Source organism: Nonomuraea sp. NPDC049684, assembly GCF_044465345.1.
Taxonomy (GTDB): Bacteria; Actinomycetota; Actinomycetes; order Streptosporangiales; family Streptosporangiaceae; genus Nonomuraea.
The window spans coordinates 510998-536205 of sequence record NZ_JBITLO010000003.1 but is presented as its reverse complement, the minus strand read 5'-3'; the positions used below and the strand labels follow the sequence as shown (position 1 = coordinate 536205).

26 protein-coding genes are annotated in these 25208 nt (G+C 72.5%); 5 read left to right on the top strand and 21 right to left on the bottom strand.

What is annotated here, in order from left to right; all coding sequences use genetic code 11:
* Window positions 1-104 precede the first annotated feature (104 nt).
* Window positions 105-536, bottom strand: coding sequence for a division/cell wall cluster transcriptional repressor MraZ (gene mraZ, locus ACIBST_RS12800; RefSeq protein WP_352326976.1), 432 nt, complete (start codon window positions 534-536; stop codon window positions 105-107).
* A 466-nt stretch (window positions 537-1002) separates the two neighbouring features.
* Between mraZ and ACIBST_RS12795 the strand changes: the two genes are divergently transcribed.
* From ACIBST_RS12795 to ACIBST_RS12785, 3 genes are read left to right on the top strand one after another with little or no spacing between them, the layout of a single operon-like run.
* A complete protein-coding gene (locus tag ACIBST_RS12795; RefSeq protein WP_352326975.1) occupies window positions 1003-1980 on the top strand; it encodes a MoxR family ATPase in 978 nt (325 codons plus the stop codon).
* Window positions 1977-3239 (top strand): DUF58 domain-containing protein, encoded by a 1263-nt coding sequence (locus ACIBST_RS12790; protein WP_358293949.1) that lies wholly within the window; start codon window positions 1977-1979, stop codon window positions 3237-3239. Before ACIBST_RS12795 ends, ACIBST_RS12790 begins: the two co-directional genes overlap by 4 nt.
* Window positions 3236-5662 (top strand): transglutaminaseTgpA domain-containing protein, encoded by a 2427-nt coding sequence (locus ACIBST_RS12785; RefSeq protein ID WP_397171343.1) that lies wholly within the window; start codon window positions 3236-3238, stop codon window positions 5660-5662. Before ACIBST_RS12790 ends, ACIBST_RS12785 begins: the two co-directional genes overlap by 4 nt.
* Before the next feature lie 99 nt (window positions 5663-5761).
* Here the strand turns inward: ACIBST_RS12785 and ACIBST_RS12780 are convergent, their stop codons facing one another.
* From ACIBST_RS12780 to ACIBST_RS12745, 8 genes are all read right to left on the bottom strand, one after another.
* Window positions 5762-6157, bottom strand: coding sequence for a DUF3040 domain-containing protein (locus ACIBST_RS12780; RefSeq protein WP_397171341.1), 396 nt, complete (start codon window positions 6155-6157; stop codon window positions 5762-5764).
* Between the two features lie 240 nt (window positions 6158-6397).
* Window positions 6398-7639, bottom strand: a complete 1242-nt coding sequence (dinB, locus tag ACIBST_RS12775; protein WP_397171339.1) for a DNA polymerase IV — start codon at window positions 7637-7639, stop codon at window positions 6398-6400.
* A 32-nt stretch (window positions 7640-7671) separates the two neighbouring features.
* The gene (locus ACIBST_RS12770) at window positions 7672-8427 is read right to left on the bottom strand and encodes a methyltransferase domain-containing protein (RefSeq protein WP_397171337.1); all 756 of its coding nucleotides are present in this window, start codon (window positions 8425-8427) and stop codon (window positions 7672-7674) included.
* A gap of 94 nt (window positions 8428-8521) precedes the next feature.
* On the bottom strand, window positions 8522-8860 hold the full coding sequence (locus tag ACIBST_RS12765; RefSeq protein ID WP_397171336.1) for an MmcQ/YjbR family DNA-binding protein: 339 nt from the start codon (window positions 8858-8860) through the stop codon (window positions 8522-8524).
* A gap of 224 nt (window positions 8861-9084) precedes the next feature.
* Window positions 9085-9495: a transcription antitermination factor NusB gene (gene nusB, locus ACIBST_RS12760; protein ID WP_189647945.1), complete on the bottom strand. Its 411-nt coding sequence runs from the start codon at window positions 9493-9495 to the stop codon at window positions 9085-9087.
* 1 nt (window position 9496) lies between these two features.
* Window positions 9497-10057 carry an elongation factor P gene (gene efp / locus ACIBST_RS12755; RefSeq protein ID WP_352326968.1) on the bottom strand — a complete coding sequence of 187 codons (561 nt, stop codon included), beginning with the start codon at window positions 10055-10057 and terminating at the stop codon, window positions 9497-9499.
* A 25-nt stretch (window positions 10058-10082) separates the two neighbouring features.
* A complete protein-coding gene (locus tag ACIBST_RS12750; RefSeq protein ID WP_397171334.1) occupies window positions 10083-11150 on the bottom strand; it encodes a M24 family metallopeptidase in 1068 nt (355 codons plus the stop codon).
* A gap of 61 nt (window positions 11151-11211) precedes the next feature.
* Window positions 11212-12819, bottom strand: coding sequence for a serine/threonine-protein kinase (locus ACIBST_RS12745; RefSeq protein ID WP_397171332.1), 1608 nt, complete (start codon window positions 12817-12819; stop codon window positions 11212-11214).
* 298 nt (window positions 12820-13117) lie between these two features.
* Between ACIBST_RS12745 and ACIBST_RS12740 the strand changes: the two genes are divergently transcribed.
* Window positions 13118-13291 (top strand): helix-turn-helix domain-containing protein, encoded by a 174-nt coding sequence (locus ACIBST_RS12740; RefSeq protein WP_397171648.1) that lies wholly within the window; start codon window positions 13118-13120, stop codon window positions 13289-13291.
* Between the two features lie 43 nt (window positions 13292-13334).
* On the opposite strand, the gene ACIBST_RS12735 is transcribed toward ACIBST_RS12740, so the two are convergent.
* Entirely contained in the window at window positions 13335-14636 is a 1302-nt protein-coding gene (locus tag ACIBST_RS12735) for a dicarboxylate/amino acid:cation symporter (protein WP_397171331.1), read from the bottom strand.
* Window positions 14637-14887: 251 nt separating this feature from the next.
* Window positions 14888-15928: an LLM class F420-dependent oxidoreductase gene (locus ACIBST_RS12730; protein WP_397171329.1), complete on the bottom strand. Its 1041-nt coding sequence runs from the start codon at window positions 15926-15928 to the stop codon at window positions 14888-14890.
* A 93-nt stretch (window positions 15929-16021) separates the two neighbouring features.
* Here ACIBST_RS12730 and ACIBST_RS12725 point away from each other — a divergent pair, with 93 nt between their 5' ends.
* Complete coding sequence (locus ACIBST_RS12725) at window positions 16022-16909, top strand: endonuclease/exonuclease/phosphatase family protein (RefSeq protein ID WP_397171327.1); 888 nt, start codon at window positions 16022-16024, stop codon at window positions 16907-16909.
* Here ACIBST_RS12725 and ACIBST_RS12720 read toward each other — a convergent pair.
* The 10 genes from ACIBST_RS12720 to ribD all read right to left on the bottom strand — a co-directional run bounded on the left by ACIBST_RS12720 (window position 16906) and on the right by ribD (window position 25153).
* Window positions 16906-17460 carry an NTP transferase domain-containing protein gene (locus ACIBST_RS12720; protein WP_397171326.1) on the bottom strand — a complete coding sequence of 185 codons (555 nt, stop codon included), beginning with the start codon at window positions 17458-17460 and terminating at the stop codon, window positions 16906-16908. The two genes, ACIBST_RS12725 and ACIBST_RS12720, sit on opposite strands and share 4 nt — an antisense overlap.
* Entirely contained in the window at window positions 17457-18548 is a 1092-nt protein-coding gene (locus tag ACIBST_RS12715) for an XdhC/CoxI family protein (RefSeq protein ID WP_364331475.1), read from the bottom strand. Before ACIBST_RS12715 ends, ACIBST_RS12720 begins: the two co-directional genes overlap by 4 nt.
* Window positions 18541-19614, bottom strand: coding sequence for a VWA domain-containing protein (locus ACIBST_RS12710; RefSeq protein WP_397171324.1), 1074 nt, complete (start codon window positions 19612-19614; stop codon window positions 18541-18543). Before ACIBST_RS12710 ends, ACIBST_RS12715 begins: the two co-directional genes overlap by 8 nt.
* Window positions 19607-20473, bottom strand: coding sequence for an AAA family ATPase (locus ACIBST_RS12705; protein WP_397171322.1), 867 nt, complete (start codon window positions 20471-20473; stop codon window positions 19607-19609). Before ACIBST_RS12705 ends, ACIBST_RS12710 begins: the two co-directional genes overlap by 8 nt.
* A gap of 84 nt (window positions 20474-20557) precedes the next feature.
* On the bottom strand, window positions 20558-21016 hold the full coding sequence (locus tag ACIBST_RS12700) for a PH domain-containing protein (RefSeq protein ID WP_397171320.1): 459 nt from the start codon (window positions 21014-21016) through the stop codon (window positions 20558-20560).
* A gap of 19 nt (window positions 21017-21035) precedes the next feature.
* Entirely contained in the window at window positions 21036-21503 is a 468-nt protein-coding gene (ribH, locus tag ACIBST_RS12695) for a 6,7-dimethyl-8-ribityllumazine synthase (protein WP_352327123.1), read from the bottom strand.
* Window positions 21500-22741 carry a bifunctional 3,4-dihydroxy-2-butanone-4-phosphate synthase/GTP cyclohydrolase II gene (locus tag ACIBST_RS12690; RefSeq protein ID WP_397171318.1) on the bottom strand — a complete coding sequence of 414 codons (1242 nt, stop codon included), beginning with the start codon at window positions 22739-22741 and terminating at the stop codon, window positions 21500-21502. Before ACIBST_RS12690 ends, ribH begins: the two co-directional genes overlap by 4 nt.
* Complete coding sequence (gene pnuC / locus ACIBST_RS12685) at window positions 22738-23382, bottom strand: nicotinamide riboside transporter PnuC (RefSeq protein ID WP_397171316.1); 645 nt, start codon at window positions 23380-23382, stop codon at window positions 22738-22740. Before pnuC ends, ACIBST_RS12690 begins: the two co-directional genes overlap by 4 nt.
* Window positions 23379-23981, bottom strand: coding sequence for a riboflavin synthase (locus ACIBST_RS12680; RefSeq protein ID WP_397171314.1), 603 nt, complete (start codon window positions 23979-23981; stop codon window positions 23379-23381). Before ACIBST_RS12680 ends, pnuC begins: the two co-directional genes overlap by 4 nt.
* A complete protein-coding gene (ribD, locus tag ACIBST_RS12675) occupies window positions 23981-25153 on the bottom strand; it encodes a bifunctional diaminohydroxyphosphoribosylaminopyrimidine deaminase/5-amino-6-(5-phosphoribosylamino)uracil reductase RibD (RefSeq protein ID WP_397171313.1) in 1173 nt (390 codons plus the stop codon). The genes ACIBST_RS12680 and ribD overlap by 1 nt, the downstream gene beginning before the upstream one ends.
* Window positions 25154-25208: the final 55 nt, after the last annotated feature.

The window sequence follows — 25208 nt, the reverse complement described above, 5'->3', positions numbered from 1 at the left end:
TGGACGCCCGCCCTCTGACACCGGGGAAGGTGCATCAGTTGGCAGGCAGTGGTTGCGGGTGGAGACCTCGCCGAACGACATCACCGACGGATCGACCGTGATCACTACAAGATCCCTGGCAGCACCTCCTCCGACAGATCGGCGAACGCCTGCTCCTGCGCGTTGAGATAGGTGTCCCAAGCCTGGGAGTCCCAGATCTCCAGCCGGGTGTTGGCCCCGATGACGACGCAGTCACGCTCCAGGCCGGCGTATTGACGCAGGCTCTGCGGGATCGTGACGCGTCCCTGCTTGTCTGGTTTCTCGTCGGACGCGCTGGCGAAGAAGACGCGGCTGTAGTCACGCACCGCCTTGGCGGTGACCGGGGCGGTGCTGAGAGCCTCGGTTATGCGCTGGAACTCCTCTACTGGAAAGACGTAGAGGCATCGCTCCTGGCCTTTGGTGATCACAAGACCCTCCGCCAGCTCCTCACGGTACTTAGCCGGCAGGAACAGCCGTCCCTTGTCGTCAAGACGCGGTTGATGGGTGCCGAGGAACATCGGCGCCACCTCCCGTGCCTCAGCGAAGCGCTCAGCGCTGGTGCACCGGGCCCTCCACTGCGCACCACCATACTCCACTTCTCCCCACCGTCAACTGATTCGAACCGTCTTCATCATCAGTTTCCGTTGCGTTACCGCAGGTCAGGGCGGTGGAGCGGGGGTGGGGGGCGCCGGGGGGCGGGCCAACCCTCATGGGCGTGTCGAGGGTTGGAAAGACCGGCGGTATAGGGGCTCGCGGCAGACGCGAAGGCGGGGGTGGAGGAAAGTGGGGCGGCCGAGGGGGTCAGTGTCACGGGATTCGCACTGCTATGCGACAAGAACAGGAACATCAGCGGGGTTCCCTGGAATATCCACAAATGTCGCTCAAGAACCCGCAGCGTCGTAGGGTCGTACAGACAATGGAAAAGGAATGGCATGGCTCCCGTAATGGCACCGTGCGGGACAGCCGTCGCACTATGGAGGCCTGGTGGCACTAACCCATGACGTCCCTCCCCAGCTTGACGAGCTGGTCTCCACCGCCCACCGAATCCGGCAGGCCATCGAGTCGGTGATCGAGGGAAAGAGCGACGCCGTCCGTCTCACGCTGACCGTCCTGCTCGCCGAGGGCCACCTTTTGATCGAGGACGTGCCGGGGGTCGGCAAGACGATGCTCGCCAAGGCTCTGGCGCGCTCCATCGACTGCCCGGTGCGCCGCGTGCAGTTCACGCCCGACCTGTTGCCCAGTGACATCACCGGGGTCAGCGCCTACAACCAGCAGACGCGTGAGTTCGAGTTCAAGCCCGGGCCGGTGTTCGCCAACATCGTCGTGGGCGACGAGATCAACCGCGCCTCCCCCAAGACGCAGTCGGCGTTGCTGGAGTGCATGGAGGAGCACCAGGTCACCGTGGACGGCGTGACGTACCCCCTGGACGCCCCCTTCATGGTGATCGCCACCCAGAACCCCATCGAGATGGAGGGCACCTATCCCCTCCCCGAGGCCCAGCGCGACCGGTTCACCGCCCGGGTCGCCATGGGCTACCCGGAGCCGACCGCCGAGCTGGAGATGCTCGACGTGCACGGCAGCACCTCGCCGCTGGACAAGCTGGAGCCGGTCGCCACGACCGCAGAGGTGCGCGCGCTGATCGAGGCCGTGCGCGGCGTGTACGTCTCGCAGCCGGTCAAGAAGTACGCCATCGACCTCGTCGTGGCCACCCGTCACTCCCCCGACCTGCGGCTGGGCGCCTCACCCCGGTCCACGCTGCAGCTCGTCCGCGCGGCCAGGGCGCACGCGGCGCTGGCCGGACGCGACTACGTCATCCCCGACGACCTGCAGGACCTGGCCGTGCCCGTGCTGGCGCACCGGCTGCTGCCCAGCGTCGAGGCCCAGGGCCAGCGCCGGCTGCCCGAGCAGGTGGTGACCGACCTCGTCAGGCGCGTGCCGGTGCCGGAGACGCGAGCGTCGTGAGGGCCGGACTGCGGGCGCTGACCTCCCGCGGCAGGTCGTTCCTGGCCTCGGGGATCGCGGCGCTGCTGATGGCGCTGATCCTGGGTGAGAACGACCTGTTCAGGATCGGCGTGCTGGTCACGGCGCTGCCGCTGCTGGCCGCGCTGGTGGTGGCACGTACCAGGTACCGGCTGAGCTGCGCGCGGAGGCTGGACCCGCCCCGGGCGGAGGTGGGCGGGGAGGCCACGGTGACGCTGCGCCTGGAGAACGTGACCCGGCTGCCGACCGGGCTGCTGCTGATCGAGGACACCGTGCCGTACGCGCTGGGCGTGCGGCCGCGGTTCGTGCTCGACCGGGTCGAGTCCAAGGGCGTGCGTGAGATCGACTACCGGGTCCGGTCCGACCTGCGCGGCAGGTACACGATCGGGCCGCTGTCGGTGCGCATCGCCGACCCGTTCGGGCTGGTGGAGCTGACGCGGGCGTTCACGATCAGCGACACGCTGGTGGTGACGCCGCAGGTGGTGGCGCTGCCGCACGTACGGCTGTCGGGCGAGTGGACGGGCGGCGGCGACAGCCGCACCAGGAGCGTGGCCGCGGCCGGGGACGACGACGTGGCGCCGCGCGAGTACCGGCAGGGCGACGACCTGCGCCGGGTGCACTGGCGCTCGACCGCCCGGCACGGCGAGCTGATGGTGCGCCGCGAGGAGCAGCAGTGGCAGAGCCGCGGCGCGCTCCTGCTGGACACCCGCAGGCACGCCCACCGCGGCGAGGGCCCGCGCTCCTCCTTCGAGGTGGCGGTCTCGGCCGCCGCCTCGATCGGCGTGCACCTCGCCCACGAGGGCCTGGGCCTGCGGCTGGTGACCGACCAGGGCGCCGAGCACCTGACCGACCAGGGGCTCAGCTACTCGCTGCTGGACACGCTCGCCGTGGTGCGGCACAGCTCGGCCCGCTCGCTGGAGATGGGCGTCTCGGCCCTGCGCCAGGGCGGCGGCGACGGACTGATCGTGGCCGTGCTCGGCGCGCTCGACCCGGAGGAGGCCAGGGAGCTGGCCAGGCTGCGGCACAGCGGCGTCACCGGTGTCGCGGTCCTGCTCGACGCCGGCACCTGGGAGGGCGCCGGCCGGGGCTCGCACGAGAACTTCGACGCCGTGCAGGGCGTCCTGGCCGGTTACGGGTGGCGGATCGTCCGCCTGCCCGCCGGCACCTCCATCGCCTCGGTCTGGCCGGACGCCGCCAACCGCGGCAGGTACGCGCTCAACCCCACGGGAGGTGCGGCATGAGGCTGACGGCCGCCTCGGGTGTGGCCGCGTTCGCCGCGGCGATCCTGCTCTATCCGCTCTTCCAGGGCGGCGCCTGGTTCTGGACGTCGCTCGGCGCGGTGCTGGCCGTGATGGCCGCCGGGCTGGTCGGCTCCCGCCTGTCGCTGCCGGCCTGGGCCGCGCCGCTGGCCGGGCTGGCCGCGTTAGGGATCTTCCTGACCGTGGTCTTCGCCTCCGGCAAGGCGTGGGCGCTGGTCATCCCGACCAAGGAGTCGGTGTGGGAGCTGGGCCGGCTGCTCGGGGTCGGCTGGGCCGACATCCAGCGCTACGCCGCGCCCGTGCCGTCCACGGACGGCATCACGCTGCTGACCGCGGGCGGCGTGGGCGTCATCGCGATCGCCGTGGACCTGCTCGCCGCGCGGCTGCGGCGGGCGGCGCTGGCCGGGCTGCCGCTGCTGGCGCTGGCCACGGTCCCGGCGACGATCCTGGCCGAGCCGATCAGCTGGCCCGCCTTCATCATCGCCGCGCTCGGCTTCGTCAGCCTGCTGATCGCCGACGGGCGCGAGCGGGTGGGCCACTGGGGACGGGCGGTGCTCGTCCGCCGGACCAGGGCGGCGACCGGGCCGCGTCCGGACACCGGCGGGGCCAGGGCCGACACCAGCGGGCTGCGGCTGTCGGGCAAGCGCATCGGGTTCGCCGCCATCGCGCTGGCCGTGCTGCTGCCCGCCGCGCTGCCGGTGATGGAGCCGGTCTCCTTCTTCCAGTTCGGCGTGGGCGGCCGGGGCGGCGGCAAGGGCAACTCGATCAGCATCGCGAGCCCGATCGCGAGCCTGCGGGGGCAGCTCGAACTGCCCGAGCGGCGCGTGGTGCTCACCTACAACAACAACGACAACAAGCCCAGGTACCTGCGGATCTACGCGCTGGACACCTTCGACGGCCAGCAGTTCGGCATGACCGAGCCGAAGGGCTCGCCGGACAACAGGACGGAGAACGGCCCGCTGCCGCCGCCGCCGGGGCTGAGCGCGAGCACGAAGGTCAGCAACGTCGTCACCAAGATCCGGATGAGCGACGAGATCGAGCGGCTGCAGTTCCTGCCGCTGCCGTACCCGCCGCGGCAGATCCGGGTGGACGGCGACTGGCGCGCCGACGTGGGCACGCTGATGGTCTTCTCCATCCCCGACGAGGCGGCCGGCCTGGAGTACGAGGTCGCCACCAGCGAGCCGGCCGCCACGCCGGAGCTGCTGGAGTCGCTGGAGGGCGTCCAGCCGAGCGTGGACCGGCGCTACCTGAAGCTGCCGGACAACCTGCCGCCGGAGATCGTCCGGCTGGCGCGCTCGCTGACGGCGCAGACCAACTCCAACTACGAGGCGGCGGTGAAGCTCCAGCAGTTCTTCACCAAGGACGGCGACTTCCGCTACGACCTGCGCACGCAGGGCCACGGCAACTCCGCGCTGCGCGACTTCCTGCTGCGCGACCGCACGGGTTACTGCGAGCAGTTCGCGGCCTCGATGGCGGTGCTGGCCAGGATCGTCGGCATCCCGTCGCGGGTGGCGATCGGCTACACCGGCGGCACGAAGGTCGGCGACAACTGGACGGTCACGACCGGCGACTCGCACTCCTGGCCCGAGCTGTACTTCGAGGGCGTGGGCTGGCTGCCGTTCGAGCCGACGCCGGCCGGGTCGCTGGGGCAGGGCAGCGCGCGGGTGCCGGACTACACGGTCCCGCCGGCGCCTTCGACGACGCCGTCCACCTCGCCGAGCAGCGGCGCGACCGAGTCCGGCGCCGACGACCCGATCAACCCCTCGACCCGGCGCAACCCGCGCGAGCTCGACCGTGAGGGCCTGATCGCCACGGGCGGCCTGCCGCCGGACGACTCGATGCCGCTGATCGGCAAGCTCGGCATCGGCGCGGGCGCGCTGCTGCTGCTCCTGCTGGTCCCGGCGGCGCTGCGGCTGCTCACCAGGAACCGGCGGGTGCGCGCGCTGGGCTGGAAGGTCTCGCAACCGGCCGACGACCTGACGGCCAGGATCGCGACCGCCCACCACCCGTCGATCGCGGCCGTGTGGGCCGAGCTGGACGACGTGCTGTGCGACTACGGCATGACCCGCGGCGCCAGCGAGACCCCGCGGGCCCTGGCCCGGCGGCTGAGCCAGCAGTACGAGTTCGACGCCGAGTCGGCGGCCGCCATGACGGCCATCGCGACGACGGTCGAGCGGGTGCTGTTCGCCAGGGACCCGGGCACGATCGGGCCCATGAGAAAGGACCTGCGCAAGGTGCGGCAGGCCCTGGCGGCGACGGTGTCGCGGGGAAGGCGGGTGCGGGCGGTGCTGCTGCCGCCCTCGACGCTGCGGCGGCTGCGGGCGCTGGGCGAGCGCCTGCTGGACGGCTTCGACCTGCTGGAGAACATCAGGCTGCGGCGGACGGCGGCGCACAAGAGCGCCTGAGCCGCCCAGGACCGAGCGTGCGGTCGCTCCCCGGAAGGGGAACGGCCGCACGTTCGCGTATGGCGGAAGGTCCGGGGCCGGCGAGGAGCCGCGAGGAGGTCAGCGCTCGTCGTGACGACGGCGCCAGCGCTCCTCCATGCGCTCCATGAAGGTGCCCCGGTTGGCGCGCCTGGTCTGCCTGCCCGCGCCGCCCGCGCCCGGGGCCGGCGGCGAGTCGCCGAACCCGTTCATGCGCTTCCAGCTGGACAGACCCCACAGACACGCGGCGAGCATGACCACGAAACCGCCGACGCCGAGCGGGATCTGACTCATGACCACGCCGACCATCATGATCACGACGCCGAGCGCAAAGCCGATGGAGGCTTTGATCAGGCGACGCTTGTAATGGCTGCGCGGGTCACTGATCCTTACGGTGTTGGCCCACTTCGGGTCCTCGGCGTAGAGGGCCTGCTCGATCTGGTCGAGCAAGCGCTGCTCGTGCTCAGAGAGCGGCACGGCGCCTCCCAAGGACAGCCCCAGGACGGGGAAGACGGCAACGGACGACACGGGGTGTCCGAACCTCGCGGTCGGTTATCCCCAGAATACGAGGCTGTAGACGTAGGCGAAAGCAAACGTCCAACGCAGACCAAACCGGAGGTGACGTCATGGCTCCATTGTGGACCATCTCGCACCCCTTCCCCCAAAATCGCGACATCCTTCTCCTACCCGACTGACCGATCAAGTAGGACATGGGCGTCATGTCTCTATTTCATCAAGCTTGCCACGTACCAGCGACGCTGGGAGCACCGCATCGGGGCCAAATCTCCGGATCGCCTTGTCCATCGCCTGTTCGGCCTCGCGCCAGCCGGTCTCGCGCTCGCCCAGACCGAGCTGATGGGTGGCCTCGCCGGCCGGGCGGAGGTTCTCCATCCGGACCCCGACCAGGCGCAGGCGCACCCGCTGGAGACCGGCGGCCTCGAACAGCTCGCAGGCGGTCGCGTAGATCACCTGGGCCACGTCGGTCGGCTCCCGCAGGGTGCGCGACCTGGTGATCGTGGTGAAATCGGCCCGGCGCAGCTTCACACTTACAGTTCTGCCCACGTGGCCGCCCTTACGCATCCGGGCCGCCACGCGCTCGGCCAGGCGCAGCAGCTCGCGCCGGATCACCTCGGGGTCGTCGACGTCGGCCGCGAAGGTCTCCTCGTTGCCGATGCTCTTGTCGGGCACGTGCGCGGTCACCGGACGCTCGTCGCGCCCCCAGGCCAGCGTCGCCAGGTGGCCGCCGACGGCCTGCCCGAGCTCGCGCTGGAGCGTGCCCAGGGGCACCCTGGCCAGGTCGCCGACCGTGCGGATGCCGAGCCGTACGAGGGACTGCTCGGTGCGCTCCCCCACGCCCCACAACGCCGAGACCGGCAGCGGGTGGAGGAAGTCGACCACCTGCCCTTCTGGCACCACCAGCAGCCCGTCGGGCTTGCACTGCTTGGAGGCCAGCTTTGCCACGAATTTGCTGGAGGCCACCCCGACCGAGCAGGTGATGCCGTAGCGGTCGAGGACCTGCTCCCTGATCATGGCGGCGATCGCCGCGGGCGGGCCGAGCCGCCGCCGGGCGCCGCCGACGTCGAGGAACGCCTCGTCGGAGGCGATCGGCTCGACCAGCGGGGTGATCGAGTGGAAGATCTCCATGACGCCCTTGGAGACCTCGGAGTACTTGCCGTGGCTGGGCGGGATGATCGTGGCCTGCGGGCACAGCCGGCGCGCCCTGCTCATCGGCATCGCCGAGTGGACGCCGAACGCCCTGGCCTCGTAGGTGGCGCTGAGCACGACGCCGCGCCCGGCCGGCGAGCCGACGATCACCGGACGGCCCCGCAGCTCCGGCCGCTCCAGCAGCTCGACGCTGGCGAAGAAGGCGTCCATGTCGACGTGGAGAATCGGGCAGCCGCTGTCATCGACCCCGGTCCGCGGCGCGGGGCCGATGCCTGTGATCTGCTTGCGGGACACGCCTGCGAGTCTATCCGAACAGACGTTCCAGACTAGGGCCGGTGACCGAGGACGTGCACCTGGGTCGCGACGTCCCGCAGCACGGGGTGGACGGCGGCGGCCTGCTCCAGCGCCGCGAGCGCCTCGGCCGCGCCGGGCTCGCCGTCGACGAGCCGGCTGGGCACCAGGTCGGCGAAGACCCGCACGCCGTGGACCGCGCCGACGGTGAAGCCCGTGGCGGTCAGCAGCTGCGCCAGGGTCTCGGCGGTGAAGCGCCGCGGCGTGGGGTCGCGGTCGCCCCACGTGCCGCGCGGGTCGGCCAGCACGGCCCTGGCCTCGTCGAACTGCCCGGCCAGCGCCCGGTGGATCGCGCTGGCCACGGGGTTGGCGGCCAGCACGCTGACGGCGCCACCCGGGCGCAGCAGCCCGGCGACGGCGGCCAGCGCGCCGGTGGGGTCGTCGACGTACTCCAGGACGCTGTGGCACAGGACCAGGTCGGCGCTGTCGCGGTCGAGCAGGTCGCCGAGGTCGGCGGTGTCGCCCTGCAGGCCGCGCACGCCCACGCCCTTCTCCTTGGCCCGGCGCTCCAGCGCGGCCAGCGAGTCGGGGCTGGGGTCGACGACGGTGACGGTGTGGCCGAGCTCGGCCAGCGGCACGGCGAACCCGCCGGTGCCCCCGCCGGCGTCGACGATGTCGAGCGCGGCCCGGCCGACGGCCTCGGCACGCTCGGCCAGCACCGACCGCAACGCGCCCCACACGACGGCGGTGCGCACCGCCGGGGTCTTCGTGGTGACGCCTTCTGCTCGCAACGTCGGCTCGCCTCTCTCTCCTCCGCGGGCGGCCCTCGCCCTGTGCGGACGGGCCCAGCCTACGCCGTACGCGCCCTCGCCCGCAGGCCGGACCCTAACCGTCGAAGGCCGCCGCCACCCTCTTGGGCGCCCGCAGCCGCCAGGCGTCGGTCAGCAGCTCGGCCAGCTCGCCGGCCGCCACGGCCGCCAGGCGCACCAGCACCACGGCGTGCCCGTCGTAGTGGGGCGTGGAGAAGAACGTGCCGGGGACGGCGGCGATCAGCTCGTGCTTGAGCTCCACGCCGCCCACCGGCACCGCGAGCACGCCGTCCTCCTGCGTGATCCGGGCGAACCACCGGCCGCGCACGTAGAAGGCGGGCGTGCCGTACATGGGTTTCTCGGCGGTCTCGGGGAGCGCCAGGGCCAGGGCGCGCACCTCGTCTTCGGTCACCATGGGACCGATGCTCACACAGAAAGCCGGACAAGGCCGGAAAAGGGCGCGTCGCGGCTGGTGACGCGCCACTTCCCCGGACCGGCTCACGGCTCAGGGCTCGCGGCCCCGCGGCCAGGCCGGGGACCGCATCGGAAGGCCGCGCGGCGTGCCTTCCGCCGCCTCTTCGCGAGCCGTACGGACCGTCTGAGTGGAACGTACCCCGAAACGGCCTTCGCGGCCTTTGTCTAAAGGGTGAGGCTTGGCTTGAGTTGCTTGAACCGGGCCAGCAGCCCGTTGATGAACTGCGGCGACTCGTCGGTCGACAGCTCGCCCGCCAGGTGCACCCACTCGCTGATGACCACGCCCTCCGGCACGTCGGGCATCCACAGCAGCTCGTACGTGCCGCCGCGCAGCAGGTTGCGGTCGACGGCGGGCATGCGGTCGAGTGTCCAGCCCTCGGAGTAGGTGGTGATCAGCTCGTCGATGCGGGCGTGGTGGCGGGCCACGCCCTCGACGATGGCCGAGGTGTACTCGTTGACCGGCGGCTCCTGCCGCTCGACGCGCTCGGCGAGGATCCGCAGCGGATCCTCCGAGCGCAGCTCGGCCTCGAAGAGGATGTCAAGGGCGCGCCTGCGTGCTTTGCCGCGTGCAGACACCTCAGGCCCGGCCGAGGTATTCGCCGCTGCGGGTGTCGACCTTGACCTTCTCGCCGGTGGTGATGAACAGCGGCACCTTGATCTCGGCGCCGGTCTCCAGCGTGGCGGGCTTGGTGCCGCCGGTGGAGCGGTCGCCCTGCAGGCCGGGCTCGGTGTTGGAGATCAGCAGCTCGACGGCGGCGGGCAGGTCGACGTAGAGCGCCGAGCCCTCGTTGAAGGCGATCGTGGCGAGGGTGTTCTCCAGCATGTAGTTGGCGGCGGTGCCGACGGTGCGGGCGGGCACGTTGACCATGTCGTAGGTCTCGGTGTCCATGAAGACGAAGTCGTCGCCGTCCTTGTAGGAGTACTGCATCTCGCGCTTGTCGACGTTGGCCACGTCGACCTTCACGCCGGCGTTGAAGGTCTTGTCGACGACCTTGCCGGAGAGGACGTTCTTGAGCTTGGTGCGCACGAACGCGCCGCCCTTGCCCGGCTTGACGTGCTGGAACTCGACAACGCTCCAGAGCTCACCGCCCTCGAGCTTCAGCACCATGCCGTTCTTGAGGTCGTTGGTCGTCGCCACTCGTTCTCTCCCGCGTGTGGCCGCTCTAAAGGACGAGCAGCTCCTTGGTCGTCTTGGTGAAAAGTTCCGGCCCGCCCTCACGGGTCACGAGGGTGTCCTCGATGCGAACCCCGCCCCGCTCGGGGAGGTAGATCCCAGGCTCGACGGTGATCGGAACTCGATCCTCTAGTCTACCGGTCCTGGAGGGGCCCAGGAACGGGTCCTCGTGGATCTCCAGGCCGACGCCGTGGCCCAGGCCGTGCCGGAAGTGCTCGCCGTGGCCCGCCGCCTCGATCAGGCCGCGGGCGGCGGCGTCGACGTACTTGGCCGCGGCCCCCGGGGCCAGGGCGTGCCGGCCGGCCCGCTGGGCGCGCCTGACCAGGTCGTACAGGTCGCGCTGCCAGGCGGCGGGCGGGCCCAGGCAGACCGTCCTGGTCATGTCGGCGTGGTAGCCGTGGTACCGGGCGCCGAAGTCCATCGTGACCAGGTCGCCGGCGCGCAGCTCGCGGTCGGTGGGGGCGTGGTGCGGGATCGCGCCGTTCTCGCCGGCGGCGACGATCGTGTCGAACGCCGGCTTGTCGGCGCCCAGCTCGGTCATGCGGTTGTCGAGCAGGCGGGCCAGGGCGCGCTCGGTGAGGCCCGGCGCGATCAGCGGGAGCACGTCGGCGAAGGCCTGGTCGGTCAGGGCGCAGGCGGTGCGGATGAGCTCCAGCTCCGCCTCGTCCTTGACCGCGCGCAGCTCCTCGACCAGCGGGCCGAGCGGCACCAGGCCCCCGCCCTCGCCCCCGCCCTCCTTGAGGCCGGCCTCCAGGCGGCGGAAGGTCGCCACGGTCATGGCGGCGGCCTCGATGCCCACGCCCGGCGCGGCCAGCCGGCCGGCCACGTCGGGAGCCTCGACCGCGGGCACGTCGAGGGCGCGGGTCTTGTCGATGTAGCGGTTGTCGGTCGCCAGCAGCGCCGACCCGTCGGCCCTGACCAGGACGGCCGCGTTCGAGCTGACCAGCCCGGTGAGGTAGCGGACGTTGACGGGGGAGGTGACGAGGAGCGCGGGGACCTCGCGGGCGGGCAGCGCCGCGGCCAGGCGTGCCCGGCGCGCGGCGTGGTCGATGGTCATCCCGCCAATGTACGCGCGCCCCGGCCCCTCCCCCATCCCGGCCGGGCCGCCCCCGTCCCGGTCAGGAGAGGGCGAAGTCGTCCAGGAAGGAGGCGAGCGGGCCGGACAGGGGGACCTCGCCCTTCACCTGGGCGTTGCGCAGGTCCCGGTAGACGCCGGCGATCTGGCCGCGGGCGGGCTCGAAATGGCCGTCCTGGAGCTTCTTGGCGGCCTTCCTGAGCTTGTCGTGGACCTTCTCGGCGACATGGGGGTCGATGTCGCCGATGTCCTCCTGGGCCGTCACCGCCTCGTCGAACTTCACCAGCCAGTGGTCCCAGCCGCCCGCCGGGGTCTGCCCGGAGCCCAGGGTCGCCTTGGGGCCGACCGTCTGGACCAGGCTGGTGGAGTCGTCGCCCGGGGTGAGGTCGGTGGGAGTGACCTCGGGCGGCTCGGGGGTCGGGCTGGTGGTCGGCGTGACGTCCGGCGACAGGACGGGCGTGGGGGGCGTGCTCGCGCTCGGCTCGGCCACCGGCGTCTCCTTGCGCGAGCCGACCCACATCACCATGGCGACGGCCACCACCGCGATGACGGCGACGGCGATCCCCATCTGGAGCAGCAGCTTGTTCCCGGTACGCGGCGGCGCCTGGTCGAGCTCGGCGGACTCGTAGACGGCGGTGTCACCGGCCCGCGGGACGCCGTTGAAGTCGTAGACCTGGGTGTCGCCCGGCCGGCCCGCCGGGGCGCCGGCGGGGTTCGCGGCGGCGGCGTTCGCGGGGGCCGCTCCGGGAGCCGCGCCGGGACGGGCGATGGCGGCCAGGGCCCGGCGGACGGGCTCGCCGCCCGAGGGCCGCCTGGCGGGGTCGGGCGAGAGCATCGCGAGGACGAGCCGGTCCAGCTCGGCGGGGATCTCGGGCCGGATCGCACTGGGCGGGACGACCCCCTGCCCGGCACCCCCGGAACCCGCAGTTGCGGGGGCCGCGGGGGCCGCCGTCTCCGGGCCCTCGGTTCCGGGGGTTCCGGCGGCCGGGGTTCCGGGGGCGGGGGGCGGGGTGGCGCGCATGCCGGTTACCGGGAGGTCCGAGGCGGCGGGCGGGCGGCCGCAGAGGAGCTCGTAGCAGACGGCGCCGAGGGCGTACAGGTCGGCGGCGGCCGTGGCGGGACGGCCGGAGGCCCGCTCAGGGGCCAGGTAGCGGCGTTCGGCCTGGGACGGCTCCTCGTCCGGCAGCCCGAACCCGACGACCTTCAGCACGCCGCTGGCCGCCCGCCGGAAGCTGCCGGAGTCGATCTGCCCGTGGAACACCCCGGCGCGGTGCGCGGCGTCCAGCCCGGCGGCCGCCTGGCCGACCAGGTCGCACACCTCGACGATCGGCATGGGCCCCTCGGCCGCCAGGTCCTCCCCCACGCTGGTCCCGGTGAGGAACTCGGTCACCAGGAAGGGGGCGCCCTCCTGGTCGCCCACGTCGAGGACCATGGCCACGTTGGGGTGGATCACCCTGGCCACCGCCTGCGCGTGCTGCTTCAGCGCCTCCCTGGCGGCCTCGCCGGCCGCTCCAGCGCCCAGGATCTTCACGGCCACGACCCAGTCGGCGCGGGTGTCGTAGGCCCGCCACACCTCACCCATCGGACCGCTGCCGATGAGCTCGTCAAGCCGGTACCGGTCGGCGACCATCGAAGGCGTAGCGTCGGACATATCCCCGCCAAAAACTCGAAAAGTGGGCTATTTCCGACCCACCATAGGGCCCCCAGCCCCTCCCCGCCCCATGATCCACACTTCGCAGCCCCCGTCACGCCGCGCCGGCCGTCCCTCGACATGACGACTTTCGTTATTCACGATGAAGTGGATCGACCGGCTGGAGGTCCTGTTGAGCATCGGCCTCGTCCTCGGCCGCCTCGGGGCGCTCACCGCCCCGGGTCCGGCGTTCGTCCCGGCGCCGGGCGTGCCGCTCGCGGGGCTCGTGGCGGGCCTGTGCGCGCTCGGGGTCTCGGAGATCGTCCGCCGGGACGTGGCCCCGCTCACCGAGCTGTCGCACCAGGTCGAGATCGCCGTCGTCAACCTGTCGATCCTCAAGAACGGCCACGCCAAGGCCATCCGCTTCTCCACGCTGACCCGGCTGTGCGAGGCCCTGGGCTGTCAGCCCGGCGACCTGCTCACCTACGACTGAGGGCGGGCGGCCGTACGGCCACCCGCCCTCAGCGGAATCCCGGTCAGACCGCCGCGGGCTCCGGCGCGCGCGGCGCGCGGGCGGGCGCTGCCGGGGCGTCGTCGAGCGGCTGCGGCGGCGCGTTGAAGACCGCCTCGTCCAGACGGCCCTCCGAGCGGGCCACCAGGACCGGGACGACCATCTGGCCGGCCACGTTGGTCGCGGTGCGGATCATGTCGAGGATCGGGTCGATCGCCAGCAGCAGGCCGACGCCTTCCAGCGGCAGGCCCAGCGTGCTCAGCGTGAGCGTCAGCATGACGATCGCGCCGGTCAGACCGGCGGTGGCGGCCGAGCCGACGACCGAGACGAACGCGATCAGCAGGTAGTCCCCCACCCCGAGGTGCACGCCGAACACCTGGGCCACGAAGATCGCGGCCAGGGCCGGGTAGACCGAGGCGCAGCCGTCCATCTTGGTGGTGGCGCCGAAGGGCACGGCGAAGGAGGCGTAGTCACGGTCCACGCCGTTGCGCTCGACGGTGACGCGCTGGGTCAGGGGCAGCGTGCCGACCGAGGAACGGGAGACGAAGGCCAGCTCGATGGCGGGCCAGGCGTTGCGGAAGAAGGTGATCGGGTTGACCTTGCCCCAGACCGCGAGCAGCGTCGGGTAGACGGCCAGCAGGACGATGAAGCAGCCGACGTACACGCCGACGCTGAACTTGGCCAGCGGGGCCAGCAGGTCCCAGCCGTACGTGGAGACGGCCTTGCCGATGAGGCCGGCGGTGCCGATCGGGGCCAGGCGGATGACCCACCACAGGGCCTTCTGCACCAGTTCGAGCACCGAACGGCTGAGGTTGAGGAACGGCTCGGCCTTCTCGCCCACCGCCAGGGCCGCCGCGCCGAGGACGACCCCCAGGAACACGATCTGGAGGACGTTCACCTCGGTGAAGGCCGTGACGATGTTGGTGGGCAGGATGCCGGTGACGAAGTCGAGCCAGGTGCCGGCGCCCTCGGTGTCGACGGCCTTGGCCGCGCCGGTGTCGAGGGTGACGCCCTGGCCGGGGTTGATGATCAGGCCGAGCGCGATGGCGAAGGCCACGGAGACGAACGCGGTGATCAGGAACCACAGCAGGGTCTTGGTGGCCAGGCGGGCGGCGCCGTTGACGTTGCGCAGGTTGGCCACGCTGACCAGCACGGCGGTGAACACCAGCGGCGGCACGGCCAGCTTGAGGAGCTGGACGAAGATCTTGCCGACCTGGGTCAGCGTCTCGGCCAGCCAGGCCACGTCCCAGATCTTGGCGACGAACCCCAGGGCGACGCCGGCCACGAGGCCGAGCAGAAGCTGAAGGGAGAAGGTGAATCTCTTCACGGGAGGAAGGCTCCGGAAGTCAGGCATGCCACAGCGAAGGGGGCATGCGGGTGAGGAAGGGGGGAGTCTGGGGGACGCGCCGGTCAGCGACAGAGGGATCCGTGCAGACGGCACAGATCCACGTGCAGACGCTCGACGAGCCGCACGATGACCACAGAGAACCTCACGAGGACGTACAACACCATGCGAAACGGGGCATATTCCCGCTCGACATTGTGACGTGCGTCACACCCCTCCCGGAGCCCGTCCGATCAGCCGGCCAGCTCCTTGACCTTCTCCAGCAGGCGGACGCGCTCCTCGTGGGTACGGCCGAGCGGCGCGACGTTGAGCGTCGTCACCCCCGACTCCTTCAGCGCCGCGATCCGGTCGCGGACGAACCCCTCGCTGCCGATCAGCGACATGTTCTCCAGCAGCTCGGCGGGCACCAGCGCGGCGGCCTCGTCCTTCTTGCCCTCCAGGTAGAGGTCCTGGATCTGCTCGGCCTCCTTCTCGTAGCCGTAGCGCCGGGCCAGGTCGTTGTAGAAGTTCTTGCCCTTGGCGCCCATGCCGCCGATGTACAGGGCCGCCATCGCCCGGCCGAAGTCGCGCAGCCCGGCCACGTCGTCGCCGACGGCCAGCGCCGCCTGGGCGATCACGTCGAGCTCGCCCAGCTCGGGGTCGCGCTTCGCCCGGCCGGCGGCCAGCGAGGGGCCCCACACGTCGGCGGCCTTCTCCGGGTAGTAGAAGATCGGCTCCCAGCCCTCGGCCAGCTCGGCGGTCATCTCCACGTTCTTGGGGCCGATGGCCGCGACCACGATGGGGATGCGCGGGCGCACCGGGTGGTTGATGATCTTCAGCGGCTTGCCCAGCCCGGTGCCCTCCCCGGCGGGCAGCGGCACCTGGTAGTTGCGGCCCGCGTGCTCCAGCCGCTCGCGCCGCCACACCTTGCGGCAGATCTCGATGACCTCCCTGGTACGCCCGATCGGCGCGGTGTACGGCACCCCGTGGAAGCCCTCGATGACCTGCGGCCCGGACGTGCCGATGCCCAGCGTGAAGCGCCCGTCGGAGACGAAGTCCATGCCCGCGGCGGTCATGGCCAGCAACGTCGGCGTACGGGAGTAGATCGGCAGGATGCCCGAGGCGATCTGCACCCGCTCGGTCTTCGCCGCGATGTACCCCATCTGGCTGACCGCGTCGAAGCTGTACGCCTCGGCCACGAAGACGATGTCGAGGCCCGCCTTCTCGTAGTCGGCCAGCTCGGCGACCGTCTCCTTGAAACCGCCCGAGTAGTTGAGTGCCATACCGATGCGCATGCCGGGCTCCCGATGAACCGAATGTTGTTCCGTTGCGACGTCAACAGGTTAGCGTGTCGGCGTGTCGCGCGGCGAAGCACTAGCCTGGTTCGGGTGCTGAGCCGGGTCGTCGTCATCGCCTCCGCAGTGGTCGCCCTGGCCCTGGCGGGTCATTCGCTGATCCCGTCGCTCGGCGGGTTCACCCCGGTCCTGGAGAGCCTGCTCCCCTGGATGGGGGTGGCGGTGCCGCTGCTGCTGCTTCTCGCCCTGCTGGCGCGTTCCAGGGCGGCCGCGCTCGCGGCGCTGGCGCCCGGCCTGGTGTGGGCGGCGATGTTCGGCTCCACGCTGCTGGCCGCGCCGCCCGGCGGCCCCAGCGACCTGGCCGTCGGCACGGTCAACGTCGGCGTGCGCAACAGCGCCTCCGGTGAGGCGGTCAAGGCCATCGCCGAAGAGCTCGACCTGCTGGCCGCCCAGGAGCTGACCCCCGGCGGCCCCGCGGCCAAGCAGCTCAACAAGATGTTCCGCTACCACTACCCGGTCAGCACGGTCGGCCTGTGGAGCCGCTACCCGATCAGCGAGACCAGCCCCCTCGACGTCGGCATGGGCTGGCCGCGGGCGCTGCGCGCGGTGGTGACCACCCCCAAGGGCAAGGTCACCGTCTACGTCATGCACCTGGCCTCGGCCAGGCCCGGCCACACCGCCTCCCGCGACGCCTCCCTGGCCCACGCCCGCCGGCTCGTCGACGCCGACCCCAGCAAGCGCGTCCTGCTGCTCGGCGACCTCAACACCGCCACCACCGACCGCGGCATGCGCGGCCTGACCCCGCCGCTGACCGACGCCCAGAGCGTGGCCGGCGACGGGTTCGGCTTCACCTGGCCGGCCGAGTTCCCGATCACCCGGCCCGACCACATCCTGTTCAGGGGCATGACGGCGACCAAGGCGGGGGTGGCCCCGGCCACCGGCAGCGACCACCGCGCGGCGATCGCCTCGTTGCGTTTCTAGCGGCCTTCCAGCAGCTCCAGGTCCTGCGGCGTGTCGATGTCGGCCGGGTCGCCGTGCTCGTCGCAGGCGACCTCGGTGACCAGCCCGGGATGCGCCTTCATGAACGCCCGCGCCCCCACGTCGCCCACGGCCAGCTCCGCCACCCCGGCGAAGTGCTCGCGCGCGATCAGCACCGGGTTTCCCCGCCGTCCGCCGTACGTGGCCACCGCCAGCCCGGCCCCCGACGCGGCCAGCGCCCGCACCGCGCCCGCCCGGACGAGGGGCTGGTCCACCAGCGCGACCACCACGGCCGTCGCCTCCGGCGGCAGCGCGGCCAGCCCGGCCCGCAGCGAGGAGCCCATGCCGGTGCGCCAGTCCGGGTTGCGCACGCCGACCGCCCCGCGCACCTGCACGGTCGCCGCGCCCAGCACGACCACCACCGGACGGCAGCCGCCCTCCGCCAGCAGGCGCACCCCGCGGTCGACCAGCCGTTCGCCGCCGAACTCCACGAGCGCCTTGGGCGTGCCCAGCCGGGCGCCCTCCCCCGCGGCGAGCAGCAGCCCGGCGATCACGCGGGCTCCCCGTGGATGCGCCCGCCGGTCTGCGACAGGGGCCGGCCCGAGCCGCCCCACCGGAGCTGGATCAGCTCGGCGGCGATCGACACGGCCGTCTCCTCCGGCGTGCGGGCGCCCAGGTCGAGGCCGATGGGCGATCTCAGCCGGGCCAGCTCGGCCTCGGTGAGCCCCGACTCGCGCAGGCGGGCCAGCCGGTCCTCGTGCGTACGGCGCGAGCCCATGGCCCCGATGTAGCCCGCCTCGGTCCGCAGCGCCACCTCCAGCAGCGGCACGTCGAACTTGGGGTCGTGGGTCAGCACGCAGATCACCGTGCGCTCGTCCACCTGCACCGAGGCCAGGTAGTCGTGCGGCCACTTGACCACCACCTCGTCGGCCTCGGGGAACCGCTTGGCGGTGGCGAAGACCGGCCGGGCGTCGCAGACGGTGACGTGGTAGCCGAGGAACTTGCCCACCTTGGCGACGGCCGCGGCGAAGTCGATCGCGCCGAAGACCAGCATGCGCGGCGGCGGCGCGAACGACTGGACGAACACCGACAGGTCGTCCAGCCGCCGCTCGCCGTGCCCGCCGTAGTGCCTGATGCCGGTCAGGCCCTGGGCGAGCATGCCGCGGGCGTCGTCGTCCACGGCCTCGTCGAGGCGGTCGAGGCCCAGGGTGCCCGACGAGCGGCCGGGCCAGACGATCCGGCGGGCGCCGATCGGGCCGGGGCCGGCGACGATGGTGGCGACCGCGACCGGCTGGTGCGCCTCGACCGAGGCGAAGATCTCGCCCAGCTCCGGGAAGGTCTCGATGGAGACCGGCTCGACCAGGATGTCGATGATGCCGCCGCAGGTCAGCCCGACGGCGAAGGCGTCGTCGTCGCTGACGCCGTACCGCTGCAGGACGGGCGCGTCGGCCTCGGAGGCCAGCTCGAAGACCGCCCCCTCGACGCACCCGCCCGAGACGCTGCCCACCACCTCGTCGCCGCGCACCGCCATCGCCGCGCCCGGCGGGCGTGGCGCGCTGCTGAACGTGCTCACCACGGTCGCCAGCCCGAACCTGAGCCCCGACCTCCACCACCGCATGATCTCCGGGAGCACGTCACGCATGGGCGAGCCTTTCGCTGAGTTCCTCGTAGGCGGCCAGGCTGTGCCCGGCCACCAGATCGTCCAGATGCGGCAGGGCGGCCCGCATGCCTCCGGTCAGCGGCTGGTAATCCTCATATCCCTTGTGCGGATTGACCCAGATGAGCCGGTACGCCTGCCGGGCCAGCCTGGCGAGCTGTGCGCCCAGCAGCGCGGGGTCACCGCGTTCCCAGCCGTCGGAGGCGATGACCACGATCGCCCCCCGGGCGCTGTGCCGGGTCAGGTACTCCTTGAACTCCTCTCCGAGCCGGGTCCCGCCGCTCCAGTCGGGGATGGCCGCGGACGCCGCGTTCAGCGCCGTGCCGGGGTCGCGGTGGCGCAGCTCGGCGGTGACCTCGGTGAGCCGGGTGCCGACCGAGTAGACCCTCGTGGCCCGCGGCTCGCTCCTGACCAGCGCGTGGGCGAAGCGCAGCAGGGTCTCGGCGTAGGGGGCCATCGACCCGCTGACGTCCACGAACAGCACCACCTGCCGGGGCCTGGTCGTGTGCCTGCGGCGGCGGAGCCGGGCCACCTCGCCGGTGCGCAGCGCCTCGCGCACGGTACGGCGCCGGTCCAGCCCGCCCCGGTGGGCCCGCTCGAAGCGGCGGGAGCGGCGCGCGGCCCGGCCGCGGCCGAGCAGGGCCAGCATGCGGTGCACCTCGGCCCGTTCGGCCTCGGTGAGCCGGGCGACGTCCCGGTGCCGCAGCACCTCGGCGCGGCTGGCCGTGGCCGGGGCGGCGGCGTCCTCGCCCGGTCCCGCCTCCTCGCCGTCGCCGGCCGCCAGGTGCCGGGTGACGCTGGTCGTCCCGGCACGGGCCGCCGCCGCCCGCCGTCCGCCGAAGTAGGCGGCGAAGCAGCGGTCGTAGCGGGGCAGGTCGTCGGGCGTGGCGCACAGGGTGAGCCGGCCGGCCCAGTAGAACGCCTCCCGGTCCCCGGCGTCGAGGTGGCCGAGGGCCTGCAGCAGGCTCCGCGTCCGCTCGTGGTCGGCGTCCACGCCCGCCGCGCGCAACGTCCTGACGAAGCCCGTCACGGTCCGGACCGGCTCATCCACCGGACAGCAGCCCGTCGCCCAGGACGGCGGCGACGTCCTCGCGGTACTTCAGCGCGGCGCCCAGCGTGGCCGCGGCCAGGTCGGGGTCGAGCTCCCTGGCCCCGAGCGTCAGCAGCGCCTCGGTCCAGTCGAGGGTCTCGGCCACGCCCGGCGGCTTGACCAGGTCGGCCCCGCGCAGCCGCTCGGCCGCCCGCGCCACCTGCAGGGCCAGCTCCTCGGTGCAGCCGGGCAGGCGGCGCAGCAGGATCGCGACCTCACGGTCGAAGCTCGGGTGCTCCAGCCAGTGGTAGAGGCAGCGCCGCTTGAGCGCGTCGTGCACCTCGCGGGTGCGGTTGGAGGTCACCAGGACGACCGGCGGCGTGGCGGCCCTGATCGTGCCCAGCTCGGGGATGGAGACGGTGAAGTCGGACAGCACTTCGAGCAGGAACGCCTCGAACTCGTCGTCGGCCCGGTCGATCTCGTCCACCAGCAGCACGCTCGGCTGGGTCTCCACGGCCTTCAGCAGGGGACGGGCGATCAGGAAGCGGCGGTCGTAGATCTCCCCCTCCAGCCGGGCCGCGTCGGTGATCCCGGCGGCCTCGGCGGCCTTGAGGTGGAGGAGCTGGCGGGCGAAGTCCCAGTCGTACAGGGCCTGGGAGGCGTCGAGGCCCTCGTAGCACTGCAACCGGATCAGCGGGGCCTTGAGCAGCGTCGCGAGGGTCTTGGCCAGCTCGGTCTTGCCGACGCCCGCCTCTCCCTCCAGGAACAGCGGCCGCCCCATCCGCAGCGCCAGGAAGGCGGCCGTGGCCAGCCCCCGGTCGGCCAGGTAGTCGTGCCGGTCGAGCAGCTCGATGAGCTTGTCCGGCGACTCGATGTCCATTGCCCTGATTGTCCGCCGCAGCACGCCTTCAGGCTACGTCGCAACCCCGCTCCGGCGATATCGGCTCGCCCTCGTCATCGGGTTTCAGTCGCCGGACTCGGACGCCTCGCCGCGCTCGCGGATCAGCGCGGCCAGCTCGGCCGTGGCCCGGCGGGCGCGGGCCTTCTCCGAGCCCTGGATGCCCATGGCGCCGATCGTCCGGCCGTCGGAGAAGTCGATCTTCGGCCACGGGTCGCCCACCAGGAGGGTCACGTCGATGACCTCGGGCCAGGTGTAGCGGTGGACGCGCAGGGCGTTGACGACGGTCAGGCCCTTGTCGTCGGCCTCCACCCGGACCCGGCCCAGCAGGTGGAGCACGTACGCCACCGCCAGGCCGAAGCCCACGATCGCCACCCGGTCGGGCAGCTTGAACGGGTCGGCGATGAAGATCGCCATGAGGACCGCCCCCGCCACCACCACCAGGGCGAAGGCGTAGGGCACGATCCGGCCCCGGCGGGGACGCCAGGTCACGGGCAGGGGCGGCGGGGTCACGGGCTCGGGCACGAGGGAAACCTACCGCAGGTCAGTGGAGGTCCCTCAGGAGGAGTGCGGTCTCCAGGGCGGCCAGCGCCGACTCGTAGCCCTTGTCCTCCTTGCTGCCCGGCAGCCCCGAGCGGTCGAGCGCCTGGTCCATCGTCTCGCAGGTGAGCACGCCGTTGCCGACGGGCGTCTCCTCGTCGAGCGAGACGCGGGTCAGCCCGCTGGTGACCGAGTCGCAGACGTAGTCGAAATGGGCGGTCTCGCCCTTGATGACCGCGCCGAGGGCGACCACCGCGTCACAACGCCGGGCCAGGGCCTGGGCCACGACGGGGATCTCCAGCGAGCCGGGCACGCGGACCACGGTCGCGGTGGCGCCGCTGTCGTCGCACGCCTGCACGGCCCGCGCCACGAGCTGGTCGGTGATCTTGGCGTGCCAGCTCGCCGCCACCACGCCCACGACCAGGCCCGCCGCGTCCACCACGGCCACTCCGGGACGGCCTTCTCCACTCATGACGCCTCCGAGATCTCGTGCGGGACGCTGGAGGAGATGTCATGGCCGAGCCGCTCGCGCTTGGCCTCCAGGTACCGCTCGTTGTGCGGGTTCAGGGCCACGGGCATGGGCTCGCGGCCGAGCACCTTGATGCCGTAGCCGTCCATGCCCTTGAGCTTGGCCGGGTTGTTGGTGAGCAGCCGCACCGAGCGCACGCCGAGGTCGGCCAGGATCTGCCCGGCGTTGGAGAACTCGCGGGCGTCCACCGGCAGCCCCAGCTCGACGTTGGCGTCGACGGTGTCGCTGCCGTTGTCCTGGAGGCTGTAGGCCCGGAGCTTGGCCAGCAGGCCGATGCCCCGGCCCTCGTGGCCGCGCAGGTAGACGACGACGCCCCGGCCCTCCCGCGCGATGGCGCCCATGGCGTGGTCGAGCTGCACGCCGCAGTCGCAGCGCAGCGAGCCGAACACGTCGCCGGTCAGGCACTCGGAGTGGGCCCTGACCAGGATGTTCTCGCCGCCGCCGAGGTCTCCATAGACGAGCGCGACGTGCTCGCCGCCGTCGAGGGCGCTGGAGTAGCCGTAGGCCCGCCACATGCCGTACGCGTTGGGCAGCCGGGTCTCGGCGACCCTGGTGACCATGCTCTCGGCGCGGCGGCGGTGGTCGACGAGCTGCTCGATGGAGACCAGCGCCAGGTCGTGCTCGTCGGCGAAGCGGCGAAGCTGCGGCAGCCGGGCCATGGTGCCGTCGTCGTTGACCACCTCGGCCAGCGCCCCGGCGGGCGACAGCCCGGCGAGCCTGGCCAGGTCGACGGCCGCCTCGGTGTGGCCGCGCCGGGCCAGCACGCCGCCCTCGCGGTAGCGCAGCGGGAAGATGTGGCCGGGCCGGACCAGCTCGTTGGGCTCGGTGGCCGAGTCGGCGAGGGTGCGGATGGTCCTGGCGCGGTCGGCGGCGGAGATGCCGGTGGTGACGCCGTCGCGGGCGTCCACGGTGATCGTGTACGCCGTGCGCATGCGCTCGCGGTTCTGGGACACCATGAGCGGCAGCCCGAGCCGGTCGAGCTCCTTGCCGTCCATGGCCACGCAGATCATGCCGCTGGTGTGCCGGATGAGGAACGTGCACAGCTCCGGCGTGGCCTTCTGGGCGGCGAAGATCAGGTCGCCCTCGTTCTCCCGGTTCTCGTCGTCCACGACCACGACGGGACGGCCGTTGCGGATGTCCTCGACGGCCCGCTCGATCGGGTCGAGCCTGAACTCGCTCATGCCGCTGCCACCACTTCCGGACGGGCGGCGCGGTACTCGCGCAGCCACTTGGCGAAGCCCGTGAGGACCATGACGAAGAACACGGCGTAGACGGCGCCGGAGACGTAGAGGCCGGAGTTGAACGCCACCGGCACGCCCACCAGGTCGACCAGCACCCAGACGATCCAGAAGTCGACCAGCGCGCGGCCCTGCGCCCAGGTGGCGACTGCGCCGCCGACGAAGATGTAGGCGTCGGAGGCCACGACGGCCGGCGGCGCGCCCGGGTACCACGACAGGTCGAACGTCTTGAACAGCACCGTCACCACCGCGGTGCCCACCGCGAGCGCCGCCAGCATCCGCCACCGCTCGCCGCCCGTGGCGGGCCGGACGGACAGGGCGTGCTCCTGGGTGCCCTGCCGCCACTTCCACCACCCGTAGACGGCCAGCACGGCGAACAGGGCCTGCTTGAGCGCGTTGCCGGTGACGTGCGCGCTGATCGAGGCGAGGAACAGCAGCACCGAACCGGTGAACTGCACCGGCCAGGTCCACATGGACTTGCGCATCGCGAACGCCACCGTGGCGAGGGCGAACACGTTGCCCACCAGGTCGGTCCACTTCACCGGCAGACCGAAGATGTCAATCGATGCGTCCACCCAGCTCATCGGGTGCCCACCAGCCTCTCCACATACTTGGCGATCACGTCGACCTCAAGGTTCACCACGTCGCCCACCTGGCGGTCGCCCATGGTGGTCAGCTTCAGCGTGGTCGGGATGAGGCTCACGCCGAAGCTGTCGTCGTCAACCGTCGTGACGGTCAGGCTGATTCCGTCGATGGCGATCGAGCCCTTCTCGGCCACGTACCGGCTGAGCGGGCCGGGCAGGGAGAAGCGCAGGTCGTCCCAGTTCTCGCCGGGGGCGCGGGACAGCAGGCGGGCGGTGCCGTCGACGTGGCCCTGGACGATGTGGCCGCCGAGGCGCTGGTCGGCGCGTACGGACCGTTCGAGGTTGACCGCCGAGCCCGCGGTGAGGCCGCCGAGCGAGCTGCGGTCGAGCGACTCCCTGATGACGTCGACGGTGAACACGTCGTCCTTGACCTCGACGACCGTCAGGCAGACGCCGTTGACGGCGATCGAGTCCCCGTGGGCGGCGTCGGAGGTGACGAGCGGGCCGCGTACGGACAGCCGGGCGCCGCCCCCGACGTGCCCGCCCGCCGGCTCGATGGCGACGACCTCGCCCTTCTCCTCGATGATTCCGGTGAACATCACTTCTCCCTGCCTTGATGCGGAGCGGGCCGCGCGGTCAGCCGCAGATCCGGCCCGATGGGGGAAAACTCGTCGAAGGTGAGGCGGTGGGCGCCGCTGATCGTGCCGACGCCCGCCGGGCCGAGCGCGGCCCTGCCCTCGCCGAGGAGGGCGGGGGCGAGGTAGGCGATCACGCGGTCGATGAGGCCCTGCCGCAGGAACGCGCCGGCGAGGGTGGGGCCGCCTTCCAGGAACACGCCGACCACCTCGCGGGCGGCCAGCTCGCGCAGGAGGGCGTGCAGGTCGAGGCCGCCGTCCGCGTGCCGGGGCAGGCGCAGCAGGCCGGTCTTGAGCTCCGTCACGGCGTCGTCGGCGACGGCGACCAGCGTGGGGGCCTCGTCGTCGAGGACGCGGGCCGCGGGCGGCGTCCTGCCCTCGGTGTCCACGACGACCCGCAGCGGCGGGCGGGCGCCCAGGGGCCGGCCGGCCAGCGGCGGGCTCCCGGCCAGCAGCGCCCCCGCGTCGCCCTCCCCCGCGTCCGCCCCGGCGTTCTCCGGCAGGCGGACGGTGAGGTGGGGGTCGTCGGCCAGCACGGTGCCGATCCCGGCCACGATCGCGTCGCAAGCGGCGCGCAGCCGGTGCACGTCGGCCCGCGCCTGGGGCGAGGTGATCCATTGGCTGGTGCCGTCGGCGGCGGCCGACCTGCCGTCGAGGGTCGCGGCGAACTTCCAGGTCACGTGCGGCCTGCCGAGCCGGGCGTAGGTGAGCCATTCCTCGTTGACCCGCTCGGCCGCCTCGGCCAGCACGCCCTGCGTCACGCTCACCCCGGCCGCGCGCAGCCGCGCCGCGCCGCCGGCGGCCTTCGGGTTGGGGTCGGCCACGGCGACGACCACCCGGGCCACGCCCGCGTCGAGCAGCGCCCGGCTGCACGGCCCGGTGCGGCCGGTGTGGTCGCAGGGCTCCAGCGTCACGTACGCCGTGCCGCCGCGCGCCCGCTCGCCCGCCTGCGCCAGCGCCACGACCTCGGCGTGCGGCCCGCCCGCGTACGCGTGGAAGCCCTCGCCGGCGACCTGCCCGGCGGCCGACAGCACGACGCAGCCGACGACGGGGTTGGGGCTGGTGCCGCCATGTCCGCGCGCGGCCAGCTCGACGGCGCGCGCCATGTGCGCGGCGTCGGCGGCTGAGATGTCCACCCGGGTCTCCTACTCGCCAGTAGCTTCAAGCCACGGCGGGCCCCGGGGGTTTTCG

What these genes read in the sequence shown, in the direction of transcription:
- mraZ (WP_352326976.1), bottom strand. Translation starts at nt 536, where the DNA reads ATGTTCCTCGGCACCCATCAACCGCGTCTTGACGACAAGGGACGGCTG.
- ACIBST_RS12785 (WP_397171343.1), top strand. Translation starts at nt 3,236, where the DNA reads ATGAGGCTGACGGCCGCCTCGGGTGTGGCCGCGTTCGCCGCGGCGATC.
- ACIBST_RS12765 (WP_397171336.1), bottom strand. Translation starts at nt 8,860, where the DNA reads ATGGTGACCGAAGACGAGGTGCGCGCCCTGGCCCTGGCGCTCCCCGAG.
- ACIBST_RS12750 (WP_397171334.1), bottom strand. Translation starts at nt 11,150, where the DNA reads ATGACCATCGACCACGCCGCGCGCCGGGCACGCCTGGCCGCGGCGCTG.
- ACIBST_RS12745 (WP_397171332.1), bottom strand. Translation starts at nt 12,819, where the DNA reads ATGTCCGACGCTACGCCTTCGATGGTCGCCGACCGGTACCGGCTTGAC.
- ACIBST_RS12730 (WP_397171329.1), bottom strand. Translation starts at nt 15,928, where the DNA reads ATGCGCATCGGTATGGCACTCAACTACTCGGGCGGTTTCAAGGAGACG.
- ACIBST_RS12715 (WP_364331475.1), bottom strand. Translation starts at nt 18,548, where the DNA reads ATGCGTGACGTGCTCCCGGAGATCATGCGGTGGTGGAGGTCGGGGCTC.
- ACIBST_RS12705 (WP_397171322.1), bottom strand. Translation starts at nt 20,473, where the DNA reads ATGGACATCGAGTCGCCGGACAAGCTCATCGAGCTGCTCGACCGGCAC.
- ribH (WP_352327123.1), bottom strand. Translation starts at nt 21,503, where the DNA reads ATGAGTGGAGAAGGCCGTCCCGGAGTGGCCGTGGTGGACGCGGCGGGC.
- ACIBST_RS12690 (WP_397171318.1), bottom strand. Translation starts at nt 22,741, where the DNA reads ATGAGCGAGTTCAGGCTCGACCCGATCGAGCGGGCCGTCGAGGACATC.
- pnuC (WP_397171316.1), bottom strand. Translation starts at nt 23,382, where the DNA reads ATGAGCTGGGTGGACGCATCGATTGACATCTTCGGTCTGCCGGTGAAG.
- ACIBST_RS12680 (WP_397171314.1), bottom strand. Translation starts at nt 23,981, where the DNA reads ATGTTCACCGGAATCATCGAGGAGAAGGGCGAGGTCGTCGCCATCGAG.